Raw genomic sequence first — 15743 nt, forward strand, 5'->3', positions numbered from 1 at the left:
TTTACACGGAAAGGAAAAAAAATGGTTTAAATTCGAAGATAATAAAAAATAGCTGTAACATTTCAAATATGTTGTGCGTCCTAGATATGAAACTGGCCTAAATGAACACTGTAGAGTACAATAAAAGCGTAGACAAGTATGCCGATGGCATGTTTCGCTTTATCCTTAAAAACATTAAAGATGAGGATAAAGCGCGTGATATTGTACAAGACAGTTTCGAGAAGTTGTGGCGAAATATTGAGAATGTAAATTACCAGAAAGTCAAATCATATCTTTTTACTACAGCTTATCATACCATGATCGATTTGATAAGAAAAGAGAAAAGAAAAGAAGATTTTGAGAATGTTGATGTAAAAGAATATTCACATTCGGAACAGTATAGCGATTTAAAGGAGGTTTTAAATATTGCATTGGAGAAGCTTTCAGATATTCAAAGATCCGTAATATTATTGAGAGATTATGAAGGATATTCCTATGCAGAAATTGCCAAGATTACCGATCTAAGTGAATCGCAGGTGAAAGTTTATATTTACAGAGCCAGGAAAAATTTGAAAAGTTTCATTGGTAGTATAGAAACATTGGTGTAGCAAGATTGATGATGAGAAGAATAGATAGACACAATTACGAAGAATTCTTTCTTGATTATTTAGAAGGAAATTTAAACGATTCAGAGAAGAAAAATCTGGAAAGTTTCCTTGTTCTTAATCCGGATTTAAAGGAGGAGTTGGAAGAAATGTGCCTTATTGAGTTGGAAGAGGAGAATATTACTTTCGATAAATCATCATTAAAACAAATTCCTTTTGAAACAGATTTTGAAGATTTCTGTGTAGCCAAACTGGAAGGTGATTTAGAACAAGAAGAAGAGATTGCTTTCACTAAATACTTGAATGAGAATCTCATTGGCAAAGCTCAATATCAATTGTATGAAAAAACAAAGCTTAAAGCTGATATTGGTATCATTTATCCCGATAAGGAAGAGCTTAAGAGAAAGGAACGTAAAATTATTCCTTACTGGATGATTTCAGGAGTGGGAATTGCCGCATCTGTATTGCTTCTTTTCTCAGTTTGGAATACAACCATTTCTGATAAAAGTACTGAGCAGGATTCAACTAAAAAAGTTGCCTACAATGATTCTGTAAAAAAGGTGGTGATTGCACCAACAAAAGATTCAGATAGGTTGGAAAAATTGGTAGGTGTTAAGTCAGAATCGAATATAGCAAAGCAAGACGAAATAAAACCAGAGCTTGAGGAAGTTGAAAATGTGATTGCAAATAGCAAAACAATAGAAAAAAAATTAGATAAGATTGTAACTAACACAGCAATTACAGAGAGCACAACAGAAAATATGCAAACCGAAACTCAAAAAGTTGGTTTGCCCGCAGTCATTAAAACCGCAGAACTTGAAGTTTTAGCCAATGTTGAGGTGATTGAGCCAAAAATTGAGGTTTCAAATCAGAAAAAGGAAATGAATGAGGTTCCTGTTAACACTGGTTTGGCAAATCTAGGCATGTCATGGAAATCAAGCGTAAAAGCGAAACGAAAAAACAACTCATTGCTTTATGCGGTGGCAAAAATGGGTGTTGACAAGATAGGGGAGATTGCTGGAAAGAAAGTACAATTAGAAAAACAATACGATTCAGAAACAGAAAAGACACGTTTAAACTTCAATACCAAAGGTATAGGCTTTTCTACTTCAATAAAATAAAAATTACCTGTAACTAATGGGCTGTTGATTCGTCTTACCCATAGAATTACCTAAAAATATTGTTATGAAGAAATTACTTGTAATGTATTTTGCACTTGCAATTGGATGTAGTGCTTACGCTCAAAATACAATCGATACATTAAAAACGGATACTCTTAAGAAGAAAAAAATCCTAATAGAAGATAGTTGGTCCAATAAAAAGAAGAAAGCTGAAACCAAGCACACCTTTCAAAAAACTGTAGATCAGGATACCATGAAGGTGGAGTTTATGAACAGAGATGTAGTTAAGGCTGTTCAAACCGAAAAAGGAGGCAAGATTAAGGTAGGTAAAATTGGAAAATTTGCCTATCAGGAAGGACGTGATACAACCAAAATTAGAATAGGCGGAAAGCAGATTAACATTATCGACGGTTGGCATGGAACCAGAATTAAGATTCAGAAAGTACACCCTTGGGATCCAGATCAGGATAAGTTCTTTATGGAAAAAGAACCTCATTTTAGAGGACATTGGGCTGGATTTGAAATGGGGATAAATGGCTTCTCAAATGATGATTATACAGGCTATTCTTACGATTTTATGGAGTTGGATATGGCGAAATCTATTGCAGTTAATCTAAATTTCTTGCAATACGATATTAGCCTACAAAAAGAAAGAAATACAATTGGTTTGGTTACAGGTCTAGGTTTAGAGTGGAACAACTATAGATTTGATAATGACATTACTTTGCAAAAAGTAAATGGAGTGATACAACCTTTAGATTTATCCGTTGCATATCCCGGTAGGAATATTAAAAAGACAAAACTGACAACTCTTTACCTTACGGTTCCATTATTAATGGAATTTCAAATTCCTGTAAAATACAAGAAGAGAAGAGTTCACATGTCTGCAGGTGTTGTGGGAGGTTTAAGACTAGGTTCACATACCAAAATAAAACATGGGGGCGATAAAGATAAAGACCATGATGACTTTAAGTTGAAGACTTTGAGATATGCAGCTCATGCTCGTATAGGCTACCGTTCATTGAACTTTTTTGCAACTTATAGTTTAACAGAGTTGTTTGAAAGTGGCAAAGGTCCCGAGTTAACACCGTTTACAGTAGGGATTACCTTAGTTAGTTTCTAAGATTAAAACTCTAATTTTGACAAACGGCCAGATTTTATTGAATTCTGGCCGTTTTGTTGTTATAAAACATGCAATTTTGACCAATGTTGATATTTTTAGCATAAAATAGTATATTAGGGGCATGAAAAAACTCCCCCTATATATTTTTATAATATTATGTTTCCCATCCTATGGTTTTGAAAGCTTCGAAACTCAAGTTAGTTTGGATAGTCTGCAAAAGAGATATGGTTCTTCGGCAGGCCAAAATAAATTGAATGCTTTACTGGACCTTAGTAAATTTTATTGGAACATAGACCCAGCACAAGCAATTGAAAAATCAAAACATGCGTTAGGAACAGCACAATCGCTTGAGAGTACCCCTGAAATTATAAAAGCGATGTTTTATGTTGGAACAGCCTACTACTACGATAACCAATTGGATAATTCGCTGGATTATCTTTTGCAAGCACATCATTATGCAGAGAAAAATAACTTTAGGAATGATATAGCTGATATCAGCAAACAATTGGCAACGGTTTATTATGAAACCAACCGCTTGAATAAATCATACTCTTATACCATTCAAGCATTCAATATATACGAAAGCTTTGGTGATGAAGGAGGAATTGCTGCTTGCGAGAACTTGTTAGGTCTGTATTATAAGGGAATAGGTGTATTTGATGAGGCACAAAAGCATTTTGAGATAGCGCTAAAAATCGGTAAGAAATTATCCCGACAAAGGATCATACAATCTGTTTTAAATGACTTAGGTTCAATGTATGCCGAAGTTGGAGAGACGGATAAAGCCATAGGAATTTACCAAGATGCATTGCAATACCATAAATCAAATGGTAACAACTTTAAAAGTGGAGCATTCGAATTGGATTTATCTCAGTTGTACATTCAGAATGGAGAATTGAACAAAGCAAAAATACATTTGGATAGAGGATATGCCGTTGCGGTCAATTTAAGATCCAAAAGGTTATACCGCGATTATTACAGAATCTTGGCCAATTATCACATCCAAAATGGCAGGCAAAAAGAATCTGTAACGGCTTTTCAGAAGTTACAACAATACCAGGATTCTATTGCAGATGACAAATTAAGCAATAAGATTGAGGAGCTGGATTCGCGCCATGCAATTAGTATCAAGAATCAGGAAAATCAGGTGTTAAGGGATGAAAATCAGGAGCAACAATTAAAAATTACTCGTCAGTATATCGTTGGGTTATTGATTTTAATGGTTTTCATTTCGGTGATTTTTATCTTGATTATCAGATATAGAAATAATCTGAAAGACAACGAATTATTGCATTTAAAGAACAGCTTGGTTCATCAGCATCAAGAGGAGCTGATTGAAGCCATGAAGCGAATCAAGGTGAGTGAAGATAAGCTTCGTGTTGCTAATGATACCAAGGATAAAATGTTCTCATTAATTGCGCACGATTTAAGAGGTGCTATTGGTAATATCAGCAATGGCTTGAGAATGTACCTTGGGGAGGAAGATTTAGACCTTTCAGAGGAAGATAAGGAGGAGTTTTTGCAAGCTCTGTTTCATTCTTCGGATAATGCCTATGAACTTCTGGAAAACCTTTTGTATTGGGCAAAGAATCAAACTTCAACGCTTTCAGCCAATAAACAAATGGTTGATGCCTGTTCGATCATCAACTCCAATATTGGTTTGTTGAGTGATTTGGCCAAAATTAAATCCATTAATCTGTTTACCTCAGAGAATCCAAACATTGAGGTATTTGTAGATTGGAACATGATAAATACCGTGTTGAGAAACTTGATTTCCAATGCCATTAAATTCACCAATAAAGGTGGTAGCGTGGAGATTAAATCGGAAATAGGGGAGCATTTTGTGAAGATTTCGGTAATTGATGATGGTATTGGAATGCTACCTGATCAGGTGGATAACATTTACGATGGAAAAACCACTGACGGAACGGCAGCTGAGAAAGGAACCGGTTTAGGCTTGACACTTTGTCGTGACTTCTTGATTAAAAATCATGGTAAAATGATTGTTAGCAGTGAGGTAGATAAGGGAAGTACTTTTGCTTTTATTATTCCACGCCGTCCAATGAATCATGAAAAATATTTGGAATTAGTAGAAAAAGAGCCTCTTCTTTTCTTGATTAATAGTTAAATTTAGAGCTGAAATACACATTAGCTTAAACTAAATTTACATACGCATGAGATTATTACTGATTAGTAATTCTACGAATCCAGGGGAAGAGTACCTGGATTATCCAAAACACAATATCAAAGAGTTTTTAGGTGAAAAACCAGTAAAAGCACTATTCATTCCTTACGCAGGTGTAACCGTATCTTTCGATGATTACGAAGCTAAAGTAAAAGAAAGATTCAACGAAGTGGGACATGATATCGTATCGATCCACCGTTTCGAGAATCCTGTGCAAGCAGTTGAAGAAGCGGAGGCAATTGTTGTAGGTGGTGGAAGCACTTGGAACCTGCTTCATTTGATTCACAAGTACAACCTAACCGAACCAATTCGTAACAAGGTAATCAACGAAAAGGCTCCGTACATTGGTTGGAGTGCAGGATCGAATTTAACTTGTCCTACCATCAAAACAACCAACGATATGCCAATTATCGACCCTATGGGATTCGATGCTTTAAACTTGATTCCTTTCCAGATTAATCCACACTATTTGGATAAAAATCCGGAAGGACATGGAGGAGAAACCCGCGAAGATCGTATCAACGAGTTTATGGTGTTGAATCCAGATGTATACATTGCTGGATTAAGAGAAGCAACCATGTTTTTGGTAGAGGATAACAACATCAAGTTAATTGGTGACAGACAGTGTCGAATTTTCAAAAATGGCATTGAAACCTACGAATTAAGTGCAAATGACGATTTCAATTTCTTGTTGAAATAAGATCATTACTAAAAATATAAAGAAGCGATTAGGGAGACTTAATCGCTTTTTTTATTTTGAATTTCTACCTTTGTGGCCGAAATAAAAGTTTAAACAAACACTTACTCATGGACTTACTTTCCTCGGCTTATTTTGTTCTATTTCTTATTGTTGCTATCGGATTTATTGTTGGAAACATTAAAATAAAAGGAATTTCTTTAGATGTTTCGGCAGTTATTTTTGTGGCCTTGGTTTTTGGGCACTTTGGTGTAAGCATTCCTAAGGATATCCAAAATATTGGACTTACCCTGTTCATTTTTACCATAGGAATTCAGGCCGGACCAGGTTTTTTTGAATCTTTTAAAAAGAATGGGAGAGAGCTAATCGTTTTGGCTTTTATTTTGGTTGGTAGTGCCTCCTTGGTTACCATTTTGCTTGCCTTAATTTTTAAAATTGATACAGATATTGCCATAGGGTTGTTAACAGGATCGCTAACCAGTACACCTGGACTTGCTGCAGCTATCGAATCTACTCAATCAGCAATGGCATCCATTGGTTACGGTATTGCTTATCCTTTCGGTGTTATTGGGGTAATATTGTTTGTGAGAATGTATCCTAAACTGTTTAAGGTGGATATTGAAAAGGAAGCACAAAAGTTGGAAGATGAGGCTCAGCAGAACTTTCCTGAACTATTCAACAAGAATTTTGTAGTTGAGAACGAAAATATTGTTGGCAGAAGCATTGCCGAGCTTAAAATTCGATCGATGACCCAAGCCAATATTTCAAGAATCATGCACAATGGAGAAAGTATTGTTCCAACGCCCAATACCATTTTAGAAAGTGGCGATATCGTGAAACTCATTGGAACGGAACAGGCTTTGGAAAGAGCAAAGATGATCATCGGTGAAGAGACTGGGGAGAAGATTCCTTTAAGCCGAGAATATGTGGTGGAATCGGTACTGGTAACCAACAAGCAAGTGGTGAATAAAACCATAGGGCAGCTAAACGTTTTGGCCAACTACAATGCTCGTATTACCCGTATCCGAAGAGCAGGAATTGATATGGTAGCCAGTTCAAAATCGGAAATCCGTTTTGGCGATAAACTGGTTGTAGCTTGTGGAACCGCTAATATCAACAACGTACGTCACCTTTTTGGGAACGATAGCAAGAAGTTATCTGATACAGATTTCTTTCCGATTGCAACAGGAATTGTACTTGGTGTGTTGGTAGGGAAGTTAAAAATTTCCTTTTCCGATGAATTTACATTCAGTTTAGGACTAACAGGCGGTGTGCTAATGGTAGCATTGGTTTTGAGCAGAATTGGTAAAACCGGACCTATTCTTTGGACCATGTCCGGATCGGCAAATCAATTGCTTCGTCAGCTTGGATTACTCATGTTTTTGGCCGTGGTGGGAACAAGCGCAGGGGCACATTTGGTAAAAACTTTCCAGGAATCGGGTTTGGCACTGTTTGCAATTGGCATTGCAATTACCTTGTTGCCAATGATTCTTACCACCCTAATTGGTCACTTTGTATTAAAAATGAACATTCTCAATTTATTGGGCGCACTAACGGGCAGTATGACCAGTACTCCTGGTTTGGCTGCAGTTGATGGCATGTCCGATTCCAGTGCACAATCCATAGCCTACGCAACTGTTTATCCCATTGCAATGGTGTTTTTAATTGTTTGTGTACAGATTTTAAGCATGTTGTAAGAGACCGATCTCAATATTCCATTCGGTGGAATGCATCACACCATAAATAAGTTAGGAAAGACAAAGTTTTTTATTTGTACGGACAGTGTATAAGTGCTCCCGGACAGATGAAACTTGTTCCTGACCATCAGGCATAACGTCCCGGATAAGAGTATCTTGAATATTCCTGTCCGGGAAGATCATGTCCATGTCCGGGAAAGCCTACCTGCTTGTCCGGGAAGCCCTTCTTTGTGTCCGGGAAGCCTAACTCTTTGTCCGGGAAAGCATTCCCAAGTGTCCGGGAGAAGGTCACTTTTGTCCGGGAGCACATTAAGCTTGTCCGGGAAGGTGTTAATCAAAGTGTTAGCTGATTGTCAACAGCCAATCAAGTTAAAAGTCCATTTCAACAACGATAGGGCAGTGGTCGGAATGCACAACATCAGAAAGGATAGAGGCACCTTTAAGCTTCTCTTGCAAACTTTCACTTACCATGTGGTAGTCGATTCTCCAGCCCAGATTCTTGCCTCTTGAGCCAGCTCTGTAGCTCCACCAGCTATATTTATCAGGTGACTGATCGAAAACACGGAAAGAATCAATAAAACCACTTTCCAGAAATTGGCTTACCCATTCTCTTTCCTCAGGTAAAAAGCCCGAAACGCCTTTTTTCTTTTCAGGTCTACTAATATCAATGGCTTTGTGACAGATGTTAAAGTCGCCACCAATTACAAGATTTGGTCTTTCCTTTTTCAGTTCGTTGATGTATTCCTGGAAATAGGCCAGCCATTCCATTTTATAGTCCTGTCTTGGCCCTCCTGTAGTTCCTGATGGGTGATATGTACTAAATACCGAGATATCGCCAAAATCGGCTCTTATGGCCCTTCCTTCAATGTCGTATTTGTCGTTATCAACTCCTGTAATTATGGCATCAGGTTTTTCCTTACTCAAGATACCAACACCGCTGTATCCTTTTTTCTCGGCAGAGAACCAGTAGCAATGGTATCCCAACTCCTCAAACAAATGCGATTCTATTTGCTCTGGTTGTGCCTTGGTTTCCTGTATCAATAAAATATCAGGATTTTCCTGTTTTAGCCATCCAATCAAGTCTTTTCCCAATGCAGCTCTAATGCCGTTTACATTGTAGCTAATTATTTTCTTCATGTATCTGGTGTGTGTTTATTTTAACGAATGATTCAAAATGCAATTTAGTAAAGATAAGTACCATATTCGCACTTTGGCAAATAACAAATCCGCTAAAATGCGCTCTTTTCCTTAAAATCAACTATTTTTGTACAAAAATAGATAGACATTGAAAGAAGGACTGGTTATAAAATCGACAGGAAGTTGGTATACTGTTAAAACCAACGATGGAGAAATTCACAATTGCCGTATCAAAGGGCGATTCAGAATGGAGGGAATTAGAACCACCAATCCAATTGCGGTGGGCGACAGAGTAAATTTTGAGGAAGATAAGGAGTCGAAAGTGATTGTAAGTATTCACGATCGAAAGAACTATATCATTCGAAAGTCATCAAACCTGTCGAAGCACAGTCAGATCATTGCTTCCAATGTTGATCAGGCATTCTTGATTGTAACTGTAAACTATCCTTTAACCACCACAACTTTTATCGATCGATTTTTGGCTGCCGCCGAAGCATATCGTATTCCGGTTCGCTTGATCTTTAATAAAATAGACCGATATCGCCCTAATGATATGGACAGATTGGATGAGTTGAAGGGAATTTATGAGAAAATAGGATACAAGTGTTACGAAATCTCTGCAAAGAACGGAACTCATTTGGATATCATTAAAGATGCTCTAAAGGATAATATCAATCTTCTTTCCGGACATTCTGGGGTTGGTAAATCAACATTGATCAATGCGATTCAACCAGGATTGGATTTAAAAACCGGGGAGATTTCAGAGGCTCACTCTCAAGGAAAGCACACAACTACTTTTTCAGAGATGTTTGAGTTGGATTTTGGAGGTTATATTATCGATACACCAGGAATTAGAGGCTTCGGAACCATCGATATGGAGAAGGAGGAAATGTCACACTTCTTTCCGGAAATATTCGAAACTTCACAAGAATGTCAATTCAACAATTGCAGTCACATACATGAACCAAAATGTGCTGTGAAAGCAGCTGTTGAAGCAGGAGAAATAAGTATTACTCGTTACGAAAGTTACCTGGGCATGGTAATGGAAGATGAGGATAGTAAATACAGAATTTAATTACAGAATAGATCACTGTTAAAACACAGAATTCAGCACGTATTTTTTACGTGCTTTTTTGATCACGCAATAGCTGAAAAGAACCCGAAAAATGGCAAAAGTACTTAGCCCGGAAGAATTCCTTAAATTGGGAAAATCACTTCCAATGATTGATGTAAGAACACCAGCAGAATTTGAAGAAGGACACATTCCTGATGCTTTAAACATTCCCATTTTTACGAATGAAGAAAGAGTTTTGGTGGGTACCAAATACAAACGAGCCAGTAAGGATTCTGCAGTGCTTTTAGGATTAGAATTGGTTGGTCCAAAACTGGCAAGCTTTGTGAAACAAGCCAAGCGATTTGCTCCCAATAAAGAAATCATGGTGCATTGTTGGCGGGGTGGAATGCGCAGTGGTAGCATGGCATGGTTGTTCGAAACAGCAGGGTTTAAGGTTTATTTGCTAAAAGGAGGTTATAAGGCATATCGAGGATACATTCGCCAGCAATTTGCCGAAAAATCGGAATTGGTGGTGTTGGGTGGCATGACTGGTAGCGGAAAGACTGAAGTTCTACACGAAATGCAAAAGCAAGGTGCTCAGGTACTCGATTTAGAAGGGGTTGCTCATCACAAAGGATCTGTATTTGGTGCATTAGGACAAACCGATCAGCCAAGCAATGAGAATTTCGAGAATGAATTGGCTAAAGTGTGGTTGGATTTAGATGCTGACAAGCCGATTTGGGTGGAAGATGAAAGCAAATCCATAGGTTCAGTGTGGATTAATGATGCTCTATTTCATCGCATGAGACAGACCGATGTAATAAAAATTCTAATTCCAAAATCGGAAAGAATAAAAAGACTAGTGGAAGAATATGCTTGTTTCGACTCAGAGGTTCTAGCTCACATGATCTCTAAAATTGGGAAAAGGTTAGGAGGACTGAATGTAAAACTAGCAGAGGAAAGTTTAAAGAACGGAGATTATGCCACGGTTGCGGATATTACATTGAATTACTACGACAAAGCCTATAGACATGGTTTATCGAAAAGAGAAGGCCAAACCATTCATTATTTGGAGCTGGAAAAAGACAATCCAGCAAAAAACGCTCAAAAGGTAATAGAGTTCTATAATTCTCTTAAAAAGTAGTTTATTCAATTACACAGGTAATTGTTACGTCTATTATTTTGCCAACCAATACACCGCTTTGAGGCCCCACTTTAAAATCGAGGCGATTGATTTGTAATTTGCCGGTAAATGTTTGGCGAGAGTAGTTAAAAATGATTTCTACGTCCTTGCTTTCGCCATGCATCGTTAGGATTCCGGTAAGTTTATAACTCATTCCATTACGGGATACACCTGTTGATTTGAAGCAAATTTCAGGGTAATTGACAACATCCAGGTATTTTTCTCCCTTTACTACTTTGTCTCTCTTCTTCATTCTGGTATTGAATGTTGTAGCATCAATACAGACATCAAAGGAGGCAGAGGATATCTTTTTGGGGTCGAACTTTACACTTCCTTTCATGCCTGAAAAGTTTCCCTTAACCTTGTTTGCACCAAGATTGGCCACTCGAAACTCAATTTTGGATTTTTCGGTATTAATATTCTGGGATGAACATGTAAAATGGATCCCTCCAATAATCATTGCCAACAACATCAACCTTCTGATCATATGATATGCTTTTATGGATTTAATACTTGAAAAAGGATATAAAGCCTTTGCTTATAAACAAATATAATCCATAAAGGATGATCAATGCAAAATTAAATTTGGAATGCTAAAATGGTATTGGGTGTGAAATAAGCAGTATTAGGATATATTTTTTTACTCTGGAATAAGATTTAAATTGATTTGTCGTTACCTTTATCAGAAACCAATTAATATTCAGCATTGGACTTTTACCTTAATAACCGGAATTGGAAATACCATTTTTTAATTGTTGCAGTTGTGATTGTGGCTGTTTCATTACTTTATACCAATAGTTTGGTGAAGAAATTGGCCCACGAGGAAGCAAAGAAAGTAGAACTTTGGGCTATTGGTTTAAAGAGTTTAGATACCAATCCAAACCAGGATGTTGCCTTGATTCAGAGGATAATGGAAGGCAATGAGACAATACCTATGATTTTAGCCGATGAAAATGATAATATAATAGCTCATAGAAATATAAACTTTCCTGAGAATCAAGAAGAGAAAGTAGTATCAAGGGAATTGATTAAAATGAAAGATGAAAATCATTCCATTACCATCGAATTGATTAACGGCAAAAATTACATTTATTACGATGATTCAAATATTTTAAAGCGCCTTGCTTGGTACCCATTTGTTCAACTAGGAGCCATTATTACTTTCATTGTTATTGCATTTTTGGCTTTTTCCTATTCAAAATCAGCAGAACAGAATCGTGTTTGGGTCGGGATGTCGAAAGAAACTGCTCACCAGTTGGGAACACCAATTAGTTCTCTTATGGCTTGGATGGAATTGATGAAGTCGGGAAATCCTAGTCCGACAATGGTTGAAGAAATGTCGAAAGATGTTACCAGGTTGGAGGTAATTGCCGAACGATTCTCGAAAATTGGCTCAAAACCGATCTTAAAACCTCATAATTTGAATGAAATTATTGAAGTGAGCATAGAATACTTGAAGAAAAGAACATCGGATAAAATAGAATTTATTTTTGCCCATACTGAATTAAAAAATGAATTGGTGCCTTTAAACAAAGAGTTATTTTCCTGGGTGATAGAAAATTTGACCAAAAATGCGGTTGATGCCATGGAAGGAAAGGGAAAATTACACTTTTCTTTAACTGAAGGCAAAGAAAAAATAGTCTTGGATATCAAGGATACTGGGAAAGGAATAGCCAAAGGTCAATTTAAAACTGTGTTTAAACCAGGCTACACATCTAAGAAAAGAGGGTGGGGTTTGGGTTTGTCATTGGCCAAAAGAATTATAGAAAATTACCATAGTGGAAAAATTTTTGTTGCTAGCTCTGAATTGGGAAAAGGCACGGTTTTTAGAATTATTTTGCCTCTAAACTGAAAGTTCTGGTTTTCAAATCACCAGAAAAGTTTTGAAACCAAAAAAGAACTCCTTATTTTTGCAGCCCGTTTTTAGGCGGGATTGCTTATTGAATGCTTGTTTAGCATCAGTAATTGCTTGAAATTGACAAAAAAGATGTATTTTTTTGTGAATTCGTAAGATTAATTTTTATACTTTTGCAAAGTTTTATTTGAATATTTTGGAATATCCAACAAAATATACGATTCCTTTTAAGGGTTTAAAGGATGGTTTACATGAATTTGATTTCAAAGTAGATCATGAATTCTTTGAGTATTTTCAAGAGGAAGATGTTTATCAGGCGAAAGCTGATGTAAAAATCACTTTCAATAAAAAAACTCTGGTAACCACCTTACAATTTGAATTAAAAGGAAAGTTAAACGTAGCCTGCGACAGGTGTTTGGAAGATCTGGAGATTGAGGTTGAGGGTGAAAATTCTCTACATTTGAAATTTGGTGAAGAACACGAAGAGTTGGCTGATGATGTTATTGTTCTTGCAGAATCGGATAACGAAATCAATGTAGCACAATACATCTATGAGCTGTTTGAATTGAGCTTACCATTAAGCTTTGTTCATCCTGATGATGAAGAAGGAAACAGCACTTGTAATGAAAAAATGATTCAAAAATTGAATGACCTCTCGGTGAATGAGGAAGAGAAGATTGACCCGAGATGGAATGATTTAAGAAAATTGATTGATAATAACTAGTTAAATAGGTTGAAAAATGGCACATCCAAAACACAGAACGTCGAAGCAGAGAAGAAATAAGAGAAGAAGTCATCTTAGAACAACTCCTGCTACTTTAGCATCTTGCTCAAATTGCGGAGCAACTGTTAAATATCACACTGTTTGCCCTGAGTGCGGTTATTACAGAGGCAAATTAGCTATTGAAAAAGAAGTTACAGCATAACCTGAGTACAATTAATCAGGTTTGAAGCTATATTAAATTTGCTCCTCAGATTCTTCTTAGGGGCAAATTTGCGTTATACATGATCGTTCTTGCTTGAACCCAGCTTGTTGATATTAGAGGTGTGAGATTAACCTCTAAAATCCATGATTTGCTAGAGAAAAATCTGTATACTTGTAAGCTGAATTATCTGATGAACACTAAGTAAGCTTAAACAATGTCAAAAATTAATGCAGTTATAACAGGAGTTGGGGCTTATGTTCCCGACTATATTCTTACCAATGACGAATTAAGTACCATGGTTGACACTTCTGATGAGTGGATCATGACTCGTATTGGTATAAAAGAAAGAAGAATTCTAAAAGGAGAAGAACAAGGTTCTTCAGAATTAGGTGTGAGAGCTGTTAATCAGTTGCTGGAAAAAACAGGAACTTCTCCTGAAGAAGTTGACTTGGTGATTTGTGCAACAGTAACTCCTGACATGCAATTCCCTGCAACAGCAAACATTATTAGTGATAAAGCCGGAATTAATAATGCATTTAGCTTTGACTTGAATGCAGGTTGTTCGGGATTTCTTTTTGCCTTAGCAACAGGCTCAAAATACATACAGTCTGGTATGTATAAGAAAGTTGTGATTGTTGGTGCAGAAAAAATGTCATCAATTGTTGATTATACTGATCGTCAAACATGTCCAATTTTTGGTGATGGTTCAGCAGCAGTTCTATTGGAACCAACAACTGAAGAGGTAGGTGTAATGGATGAAATGTTACACACGGCAGGTTTTGGTCGTAAGCATTTGCATCAAAAAGCAGGTGGTTCATGTAAGCCAGCTTCTCACGAAACTGTTGATGCTCGCGAACACTTCATTTATCAGGAAGGTAACCACGTATTTAAACATGCGGTTTCTAACATGGCTGATGTTTCTGTAGAAATGATGGAAAAACACAACATGACAGCTGATGATTTGGCTTGGTTGGTTCCACATCAGGCAAATAATCGTATTATCGAAGCTACAGCTAAAAGAATGGGCTTGGCTAAGGAAAAAGTGATGATTAACATCGAGAAATACGGTAATACAACCTCTGCTACCATTCCATTGTGTTTATGGGAGTGGGAAGATCAATTGAAAAAAGGAGATAATATTATTCTTTCAGGATTTGGTGCAGGTTTTACCTGGGGATCTATTCTGTTGAAATGGGGTTACGATCCTAAATAGAATTTTATTACTACAAGATATTATAAAGGCTTCCATTTGGAAGCCTTTTTTTTGCTTTCAAACTTGACATAGAAGTGGGATTTCTGCCTCATTTTTTTATATTTGTATGGTCCGCGAACATAGGTGCTGTAGATTGGAATAATAAAAGAGATTGTTCGTATACTTTTTTTAGAAAAATTGAGTTGATATAGATGTCAATTCGGGGCAATAAAAGAGGTGAATAATAGACTGATATTCTAAGAATTTCCAATTGCACTTGTCCACATCAATAAGATTTCAAACATGTTTAGTAAAAAAAATAAAATGAGCAGAAACAACGACGTACAACCAACCGCAGTAAACCTTATTTGTGATGGAACATCAATTAAAGGAGATGTTCAAGCATCAAGAGATATCCGTATTGATGGATATTTAAATGGTAAAATGCAGGTAAACGGAAAGGTAGTTGTAGGAAATACAGGTAAAATCGAGGGAGATATTAATTGCAAAACAATTGATGTTTCGGGTAGAGTAGAAGGTAATATTATTGCTTCAGAAATGGTGAATCTGAAATCAACAGCTTTAATATTAGGAAATATTGCTACAGATAAGATTTCTGTTGAGCCTGGTGCTAAGTTTACCGGATCTTGTAAAATGGGTGAAGCGGCACCTGCAAAGGATGAAAAGAAAAAATAATCCGGAAAAGGATAAAAAAAGAAAACAGCTAAGCGGAGTTATTAAATACTCCGGTTTGGCTTTTCAAATGATTGTAGTGATTCTATTGGTTTTATACGGAGGTATGAAACTGGATGAATACCTACAAAAAGAATTTCCCTTATTTACCGTTATTGGAGCTTTTTTAGGCGTGATCCTGTCCCTCTATTTCGCTCTGAAAGATTTTATGAAAATGAAGTAAAGATTTATGGAAAAAAAATACAAATCGTACATTCTTAGACTAGGTTTAATATCAGTTTTTTTACTAATTGGGT

Annotated in this window: 16 protein-coding genes; 14 read left to right on the plus strand and 2 right to left on the minus strand. The window is 36.6% G+C overall.

Translation table 11 applies throughout. The annotated features are described in order from the left end of the window. Window positions 1-101: 101 nt before the first annotated feature. The 6 genes from DF185_RS18475 (at window position 102) to DF185_RS18500 (ending at window position 7407) form a co-directional block, all read left to right on the plus strand. A complete protein-coding gene (locus tag DF185_RS18475; protein WP_110362396.1) occupies window positions 102-587 on the plus strand; it encodes an RNA polymerase sigma factor in 486 nt (161 codons plus the stop codon). An 8-nt stretch (window positions 588-595) separates the two neighbouring features. After that, complete coding sequence (locus DF185_RS18480) at window positions 596-1705, plus strand: hypothetical protein (protein WP_165836070.1); 1110 nt, start codon at window positions 596-598, stop codon at window positions 1703-1705. A gap of 64 nt (window positions 1706-1769) precedes the next feature. Next, the gene (locus tag DF185_RS18485) at window positions 1770-2828 is read left to right on the plus strand and encodes an outer membrane beta-barrel protein (protein ID WP_110362400.1); all 1059 of its coding nucleotides are present in this window, start codon (window positions 1770-1772) and stop codon (window positions 2826-2828) included. A gap of 121 nt (window positions 2829-2949) precedes the next feature. Then, window positions 2950-4956 carry a tetratricopeptide repeat-containing sensor histidine kinase gene (locus tag DF185_RS18490; protein ID WP_110362402.1) on the plus strand — a complete coding sequence of 669 codons (2007 nt, stop codon included), beginning with the start codon at window positions 2950-2952 and terminating at the stop codon, window positions 4954-4956. A 46-nt stretch (window positions 4957-5002) separates the two neighbouring features. Beyond that, entirely contained in the window at window positions 5003-5713 is a 711-nt protein-coding gene (gene pepE, locus DF185_RS18495; protein WP_110362404.1) for a dipeptidase PepE, read from the plus strand. Between the two features lie 107 nt (window positions 5714-5820). Further along, window positions 5821-7407 carry an aspartate:alanine exchanger family transporter gene (locus tag DF185_RS18500; protein ID WP_110362406.1) on the plus strand — a complete coding sequence of 529 codons (1587 nt, stop codon included), beginning with the start codon at window positions 5821-5823 and terminating at the stop codon, window positions 7405-7407. 369 nt (window positions 7408-7776) lie between these two features. Here the strand turns inward: DF185_RS18500 and DF185_RS18505 are convergent, their stop codons facing one another. Then, window positions 7777-8544 carry an exodeoxyribonuclease III gene (locus DF185_RS18505; RefSeq protein ID WP_110362408.1) on the minus strand — a complete coding sequence of 256 codons (768 nt, stop codon included), beginning with the start codon at window positions 8542-8544 and terminating at the stop codon, window positions 7777-7779. A 148-nt stretch (window positions 8545-8692) separates the two neighbouring features. Here DF185_RS18505 and rsgA point away from each other — a divergent pair, with 148 nt between their 5' ends. Then, the gene (gene rsgA / locus DF185_RS18510) at window positions 8693-9619 is read left to right on the plus strand and encodes a ribosome small subunit-dependent GTPase A (protein WP_110362410.1); all 927 of its coding nucleotides are present in this window, start codon (window positions 8693-8695) and stop codon (window positions 9617-9619) included. A gap of 91 nt (window positions 9620-9710) precedes the next feature. Then, on the plus strand, window positions 9711-10742 hold the full coding sequence (mnmH, locus tag DF185_RS18515) for a tRNA 2-selenouridine(34) synthase MnmH (RefSeq protein WP_110362412.1): 1032 nt from the start codon (window positions 9711-9713) through the stop codon (window positions 10740-10742). A gap of 1 nt (window position 10743) precedes the next feature. On the opposite strand, the gene DF185_RS18520 is transcribed toward mnmH, so the two are convergent. Then, window positions 10744-11268 carry a YceI family protein gene (locus DF185_RS18520; RefSeq protein WP_110362414.1) on the minus strand — a complete coding sequence of 175 codons (525 nt, stop codon included), beginning with the start codon at window positions 11266-11268 and terminating at the stop codon, window positions 10744-10746. Between the two features lie 276 nt (window positions 11269-11544). On the opposite strand from DF185_RS18520, the gene DF185_RS18525 reads away from it, so the two are divergent. The 6 genes from DF185_RS18525 to DF185_RS18550 all read left to right on the plus strand — a co-directional run bounded on the left by DF185_RS18525 (window position 11545) and on the right by DF185_RS18550 (window position 15670). Further along, window positions 11545-12633 carry a sensor histidine kinase gene (locus DF185_RS18525; RefSeq protein WP_243421797.1) on the plus strand — a complete coding sequence of 363 codons (1089 nt, stop codon included), beginning with the start codon at window positions 11545-11547 and terminating at the stop codon, window positions 12631-12633. Window positions 12634-12823: 190 nt separating this feature from the next. Continuing rightward, window positions 12824-13360, plus strand: a complete 537-nt coding sequence (locus DF185_RS18530; protein WP_165836071.1) for a YceD family protein — start codon at window positions 12824-12826, stop codon at window positions 13358-13360. 16 nt (window positions 13361-13376) lie between these two features. Then, entirely contained in the window at window positions 13377-13562 is a 186-nt protein-coding gene (rpmF, locus tag DF185_RS18535) for a 50S ribosomal protein L32 (protein WP_083464500.1), read from the plus strand. A 214-nt stretch (window positions 13563-13776) separates the two neighbouring features. Then, window positions 13777-14775: a beta-ketoacyl-ACP synthase III gene (locus DF185_RS18540; RefSeq protein ID WP_110362420.1), complete on the plus strand. Its 999-nt coding sequence runs from the start codon at window positions 13777-13779 to the stop codon at window positions 14773-14775. 303 nt (window positions 14776-15078) lie between these two features. Further along, the gene (locus tag DF185_RS18545; protein WP_110362682.1) at window positions 15079-15450 is read left to right on the plus strand and encodes a bactofilin family protein; all 372 of its coding nucleotides are present in this window, start codon (window positions 15079-15081) and stop codon (window positions 15448-15450) included. Next, window positions 15434-15670, plus strand: a complete 237-nt coding sequence (locus DF185_RS18550; protein WP_110362422.1) for an AtpZ/AtpI family protein — start codon at window positions 15434-15436, stop codon at window positions 15668-15670. The genes DF185_RS18545 and DF185_RS18550 overlap by 17 nt, the downstream gene beginning before the upstream one ends. The last annotated feature ends 73 nt before the right edge of the window (window positions 15671-15743 follow it).

Source organism: Marinifilum breve (genome assembly GCF_003202155.1).
GTDB classification, from domain to species: domain Bacteria; phylum Bacteroidota; class Bacteroidia; order Bacteroidales; family Marinifilaceae; genus Marinifilum; species Marinifilum breve.

Excerpts from the sequence above, each read along its gene's own strand:
- DF185_RS18475 (WP_110362396.1), top strand. The coding sequence starts at position 102 with ATGAACACTGTAGAGTACAATAAAAGCGTAGACAAGTATGCCGATGGC.
- DF185_RS18480 (WP_165836070.1), top strand. The coding sequence starts at position 596 with ATGATGAGAAGAATAGATAGACACAATTACGAAGAATTCTTTCTTGAT.
- DF185_RS18485 (WP_110362400.1), top strand. The coding sequence starts at position 1,770 with ATGAAGAAATTACTTGTAATGTATTTTGCACTTGCAATTGGATGTAGT.
- DF185_RS18490 (WP_110362402.1), top strand. The coding sequence starts at position 2,950 with ATGAAAAAACTCCCCCTATATATTTTTATAATATTATGTTTCCCATCC.
- pepE (WP_110362404.1), top strand. The coding sequence starts at position 5,003 with ATGAGATTATTACTGATTAGTAATTCTACGAATCCAGGGGAAGAGTAC.
- DF185_RS18500 (WP_110362406.1), top strand. The coding sequence starts at position 5,821 with ATGGACTTACTTTCCTCGGCTTATTTTGTTCTATTTCTTATTGTTGCT.
- DF185_RS18505 (WP_110362408.1), bottom strand. The coding sequence starts at position 8,544 with ATGAAGAAAATAATTAGCTACAATGTAAACGGCATTAGAGCTGCATTG.
- mnmH (WP_110362412.1), top strand. The coding sequence starts at position 9,711 with ATGGCAAAAGTACTTAGCCCGGAAGAATTCCTTAAATTGGGAAAATCA.
- DF185_RS18520 (WP_110362414.1), bottom strand. The coding sequence starts at position 11,268 with ATGATCAGAAGGTTGATGTTGTTGGCAATGATTATTGGAGGGATCCAT.
- rpmF (WP_083464500.1), top strand. The coding sequence starts at position 13,377 with ATGGCACATCCAAAACACAGAACGTCGAAGCAGAGAAGAAATAAGAGA.
- DF185_RS18540 (WP_110362420.1), top strand. The coding sequence starts at position 13,777 with ATGTCAAAAATTAATGCAGTTATAACAGGAGTTGGGGCTTATGTTCCC.
- DF185_RS18545 (WP_110362682.1), top strand. The coding sequence starts at position 15,079 with ATGAGCAGAAACAACGACGTACAACCAACCGCAGTAAACCTTATTTGT.
- DF185_RS18550 (WP_110362422.1), top strand. The coding sequence starts at position 15,434 with ATGAAAAGAAAAAATAATCCGGAAAAGGATAAAAAAAGAAAACAGCTA.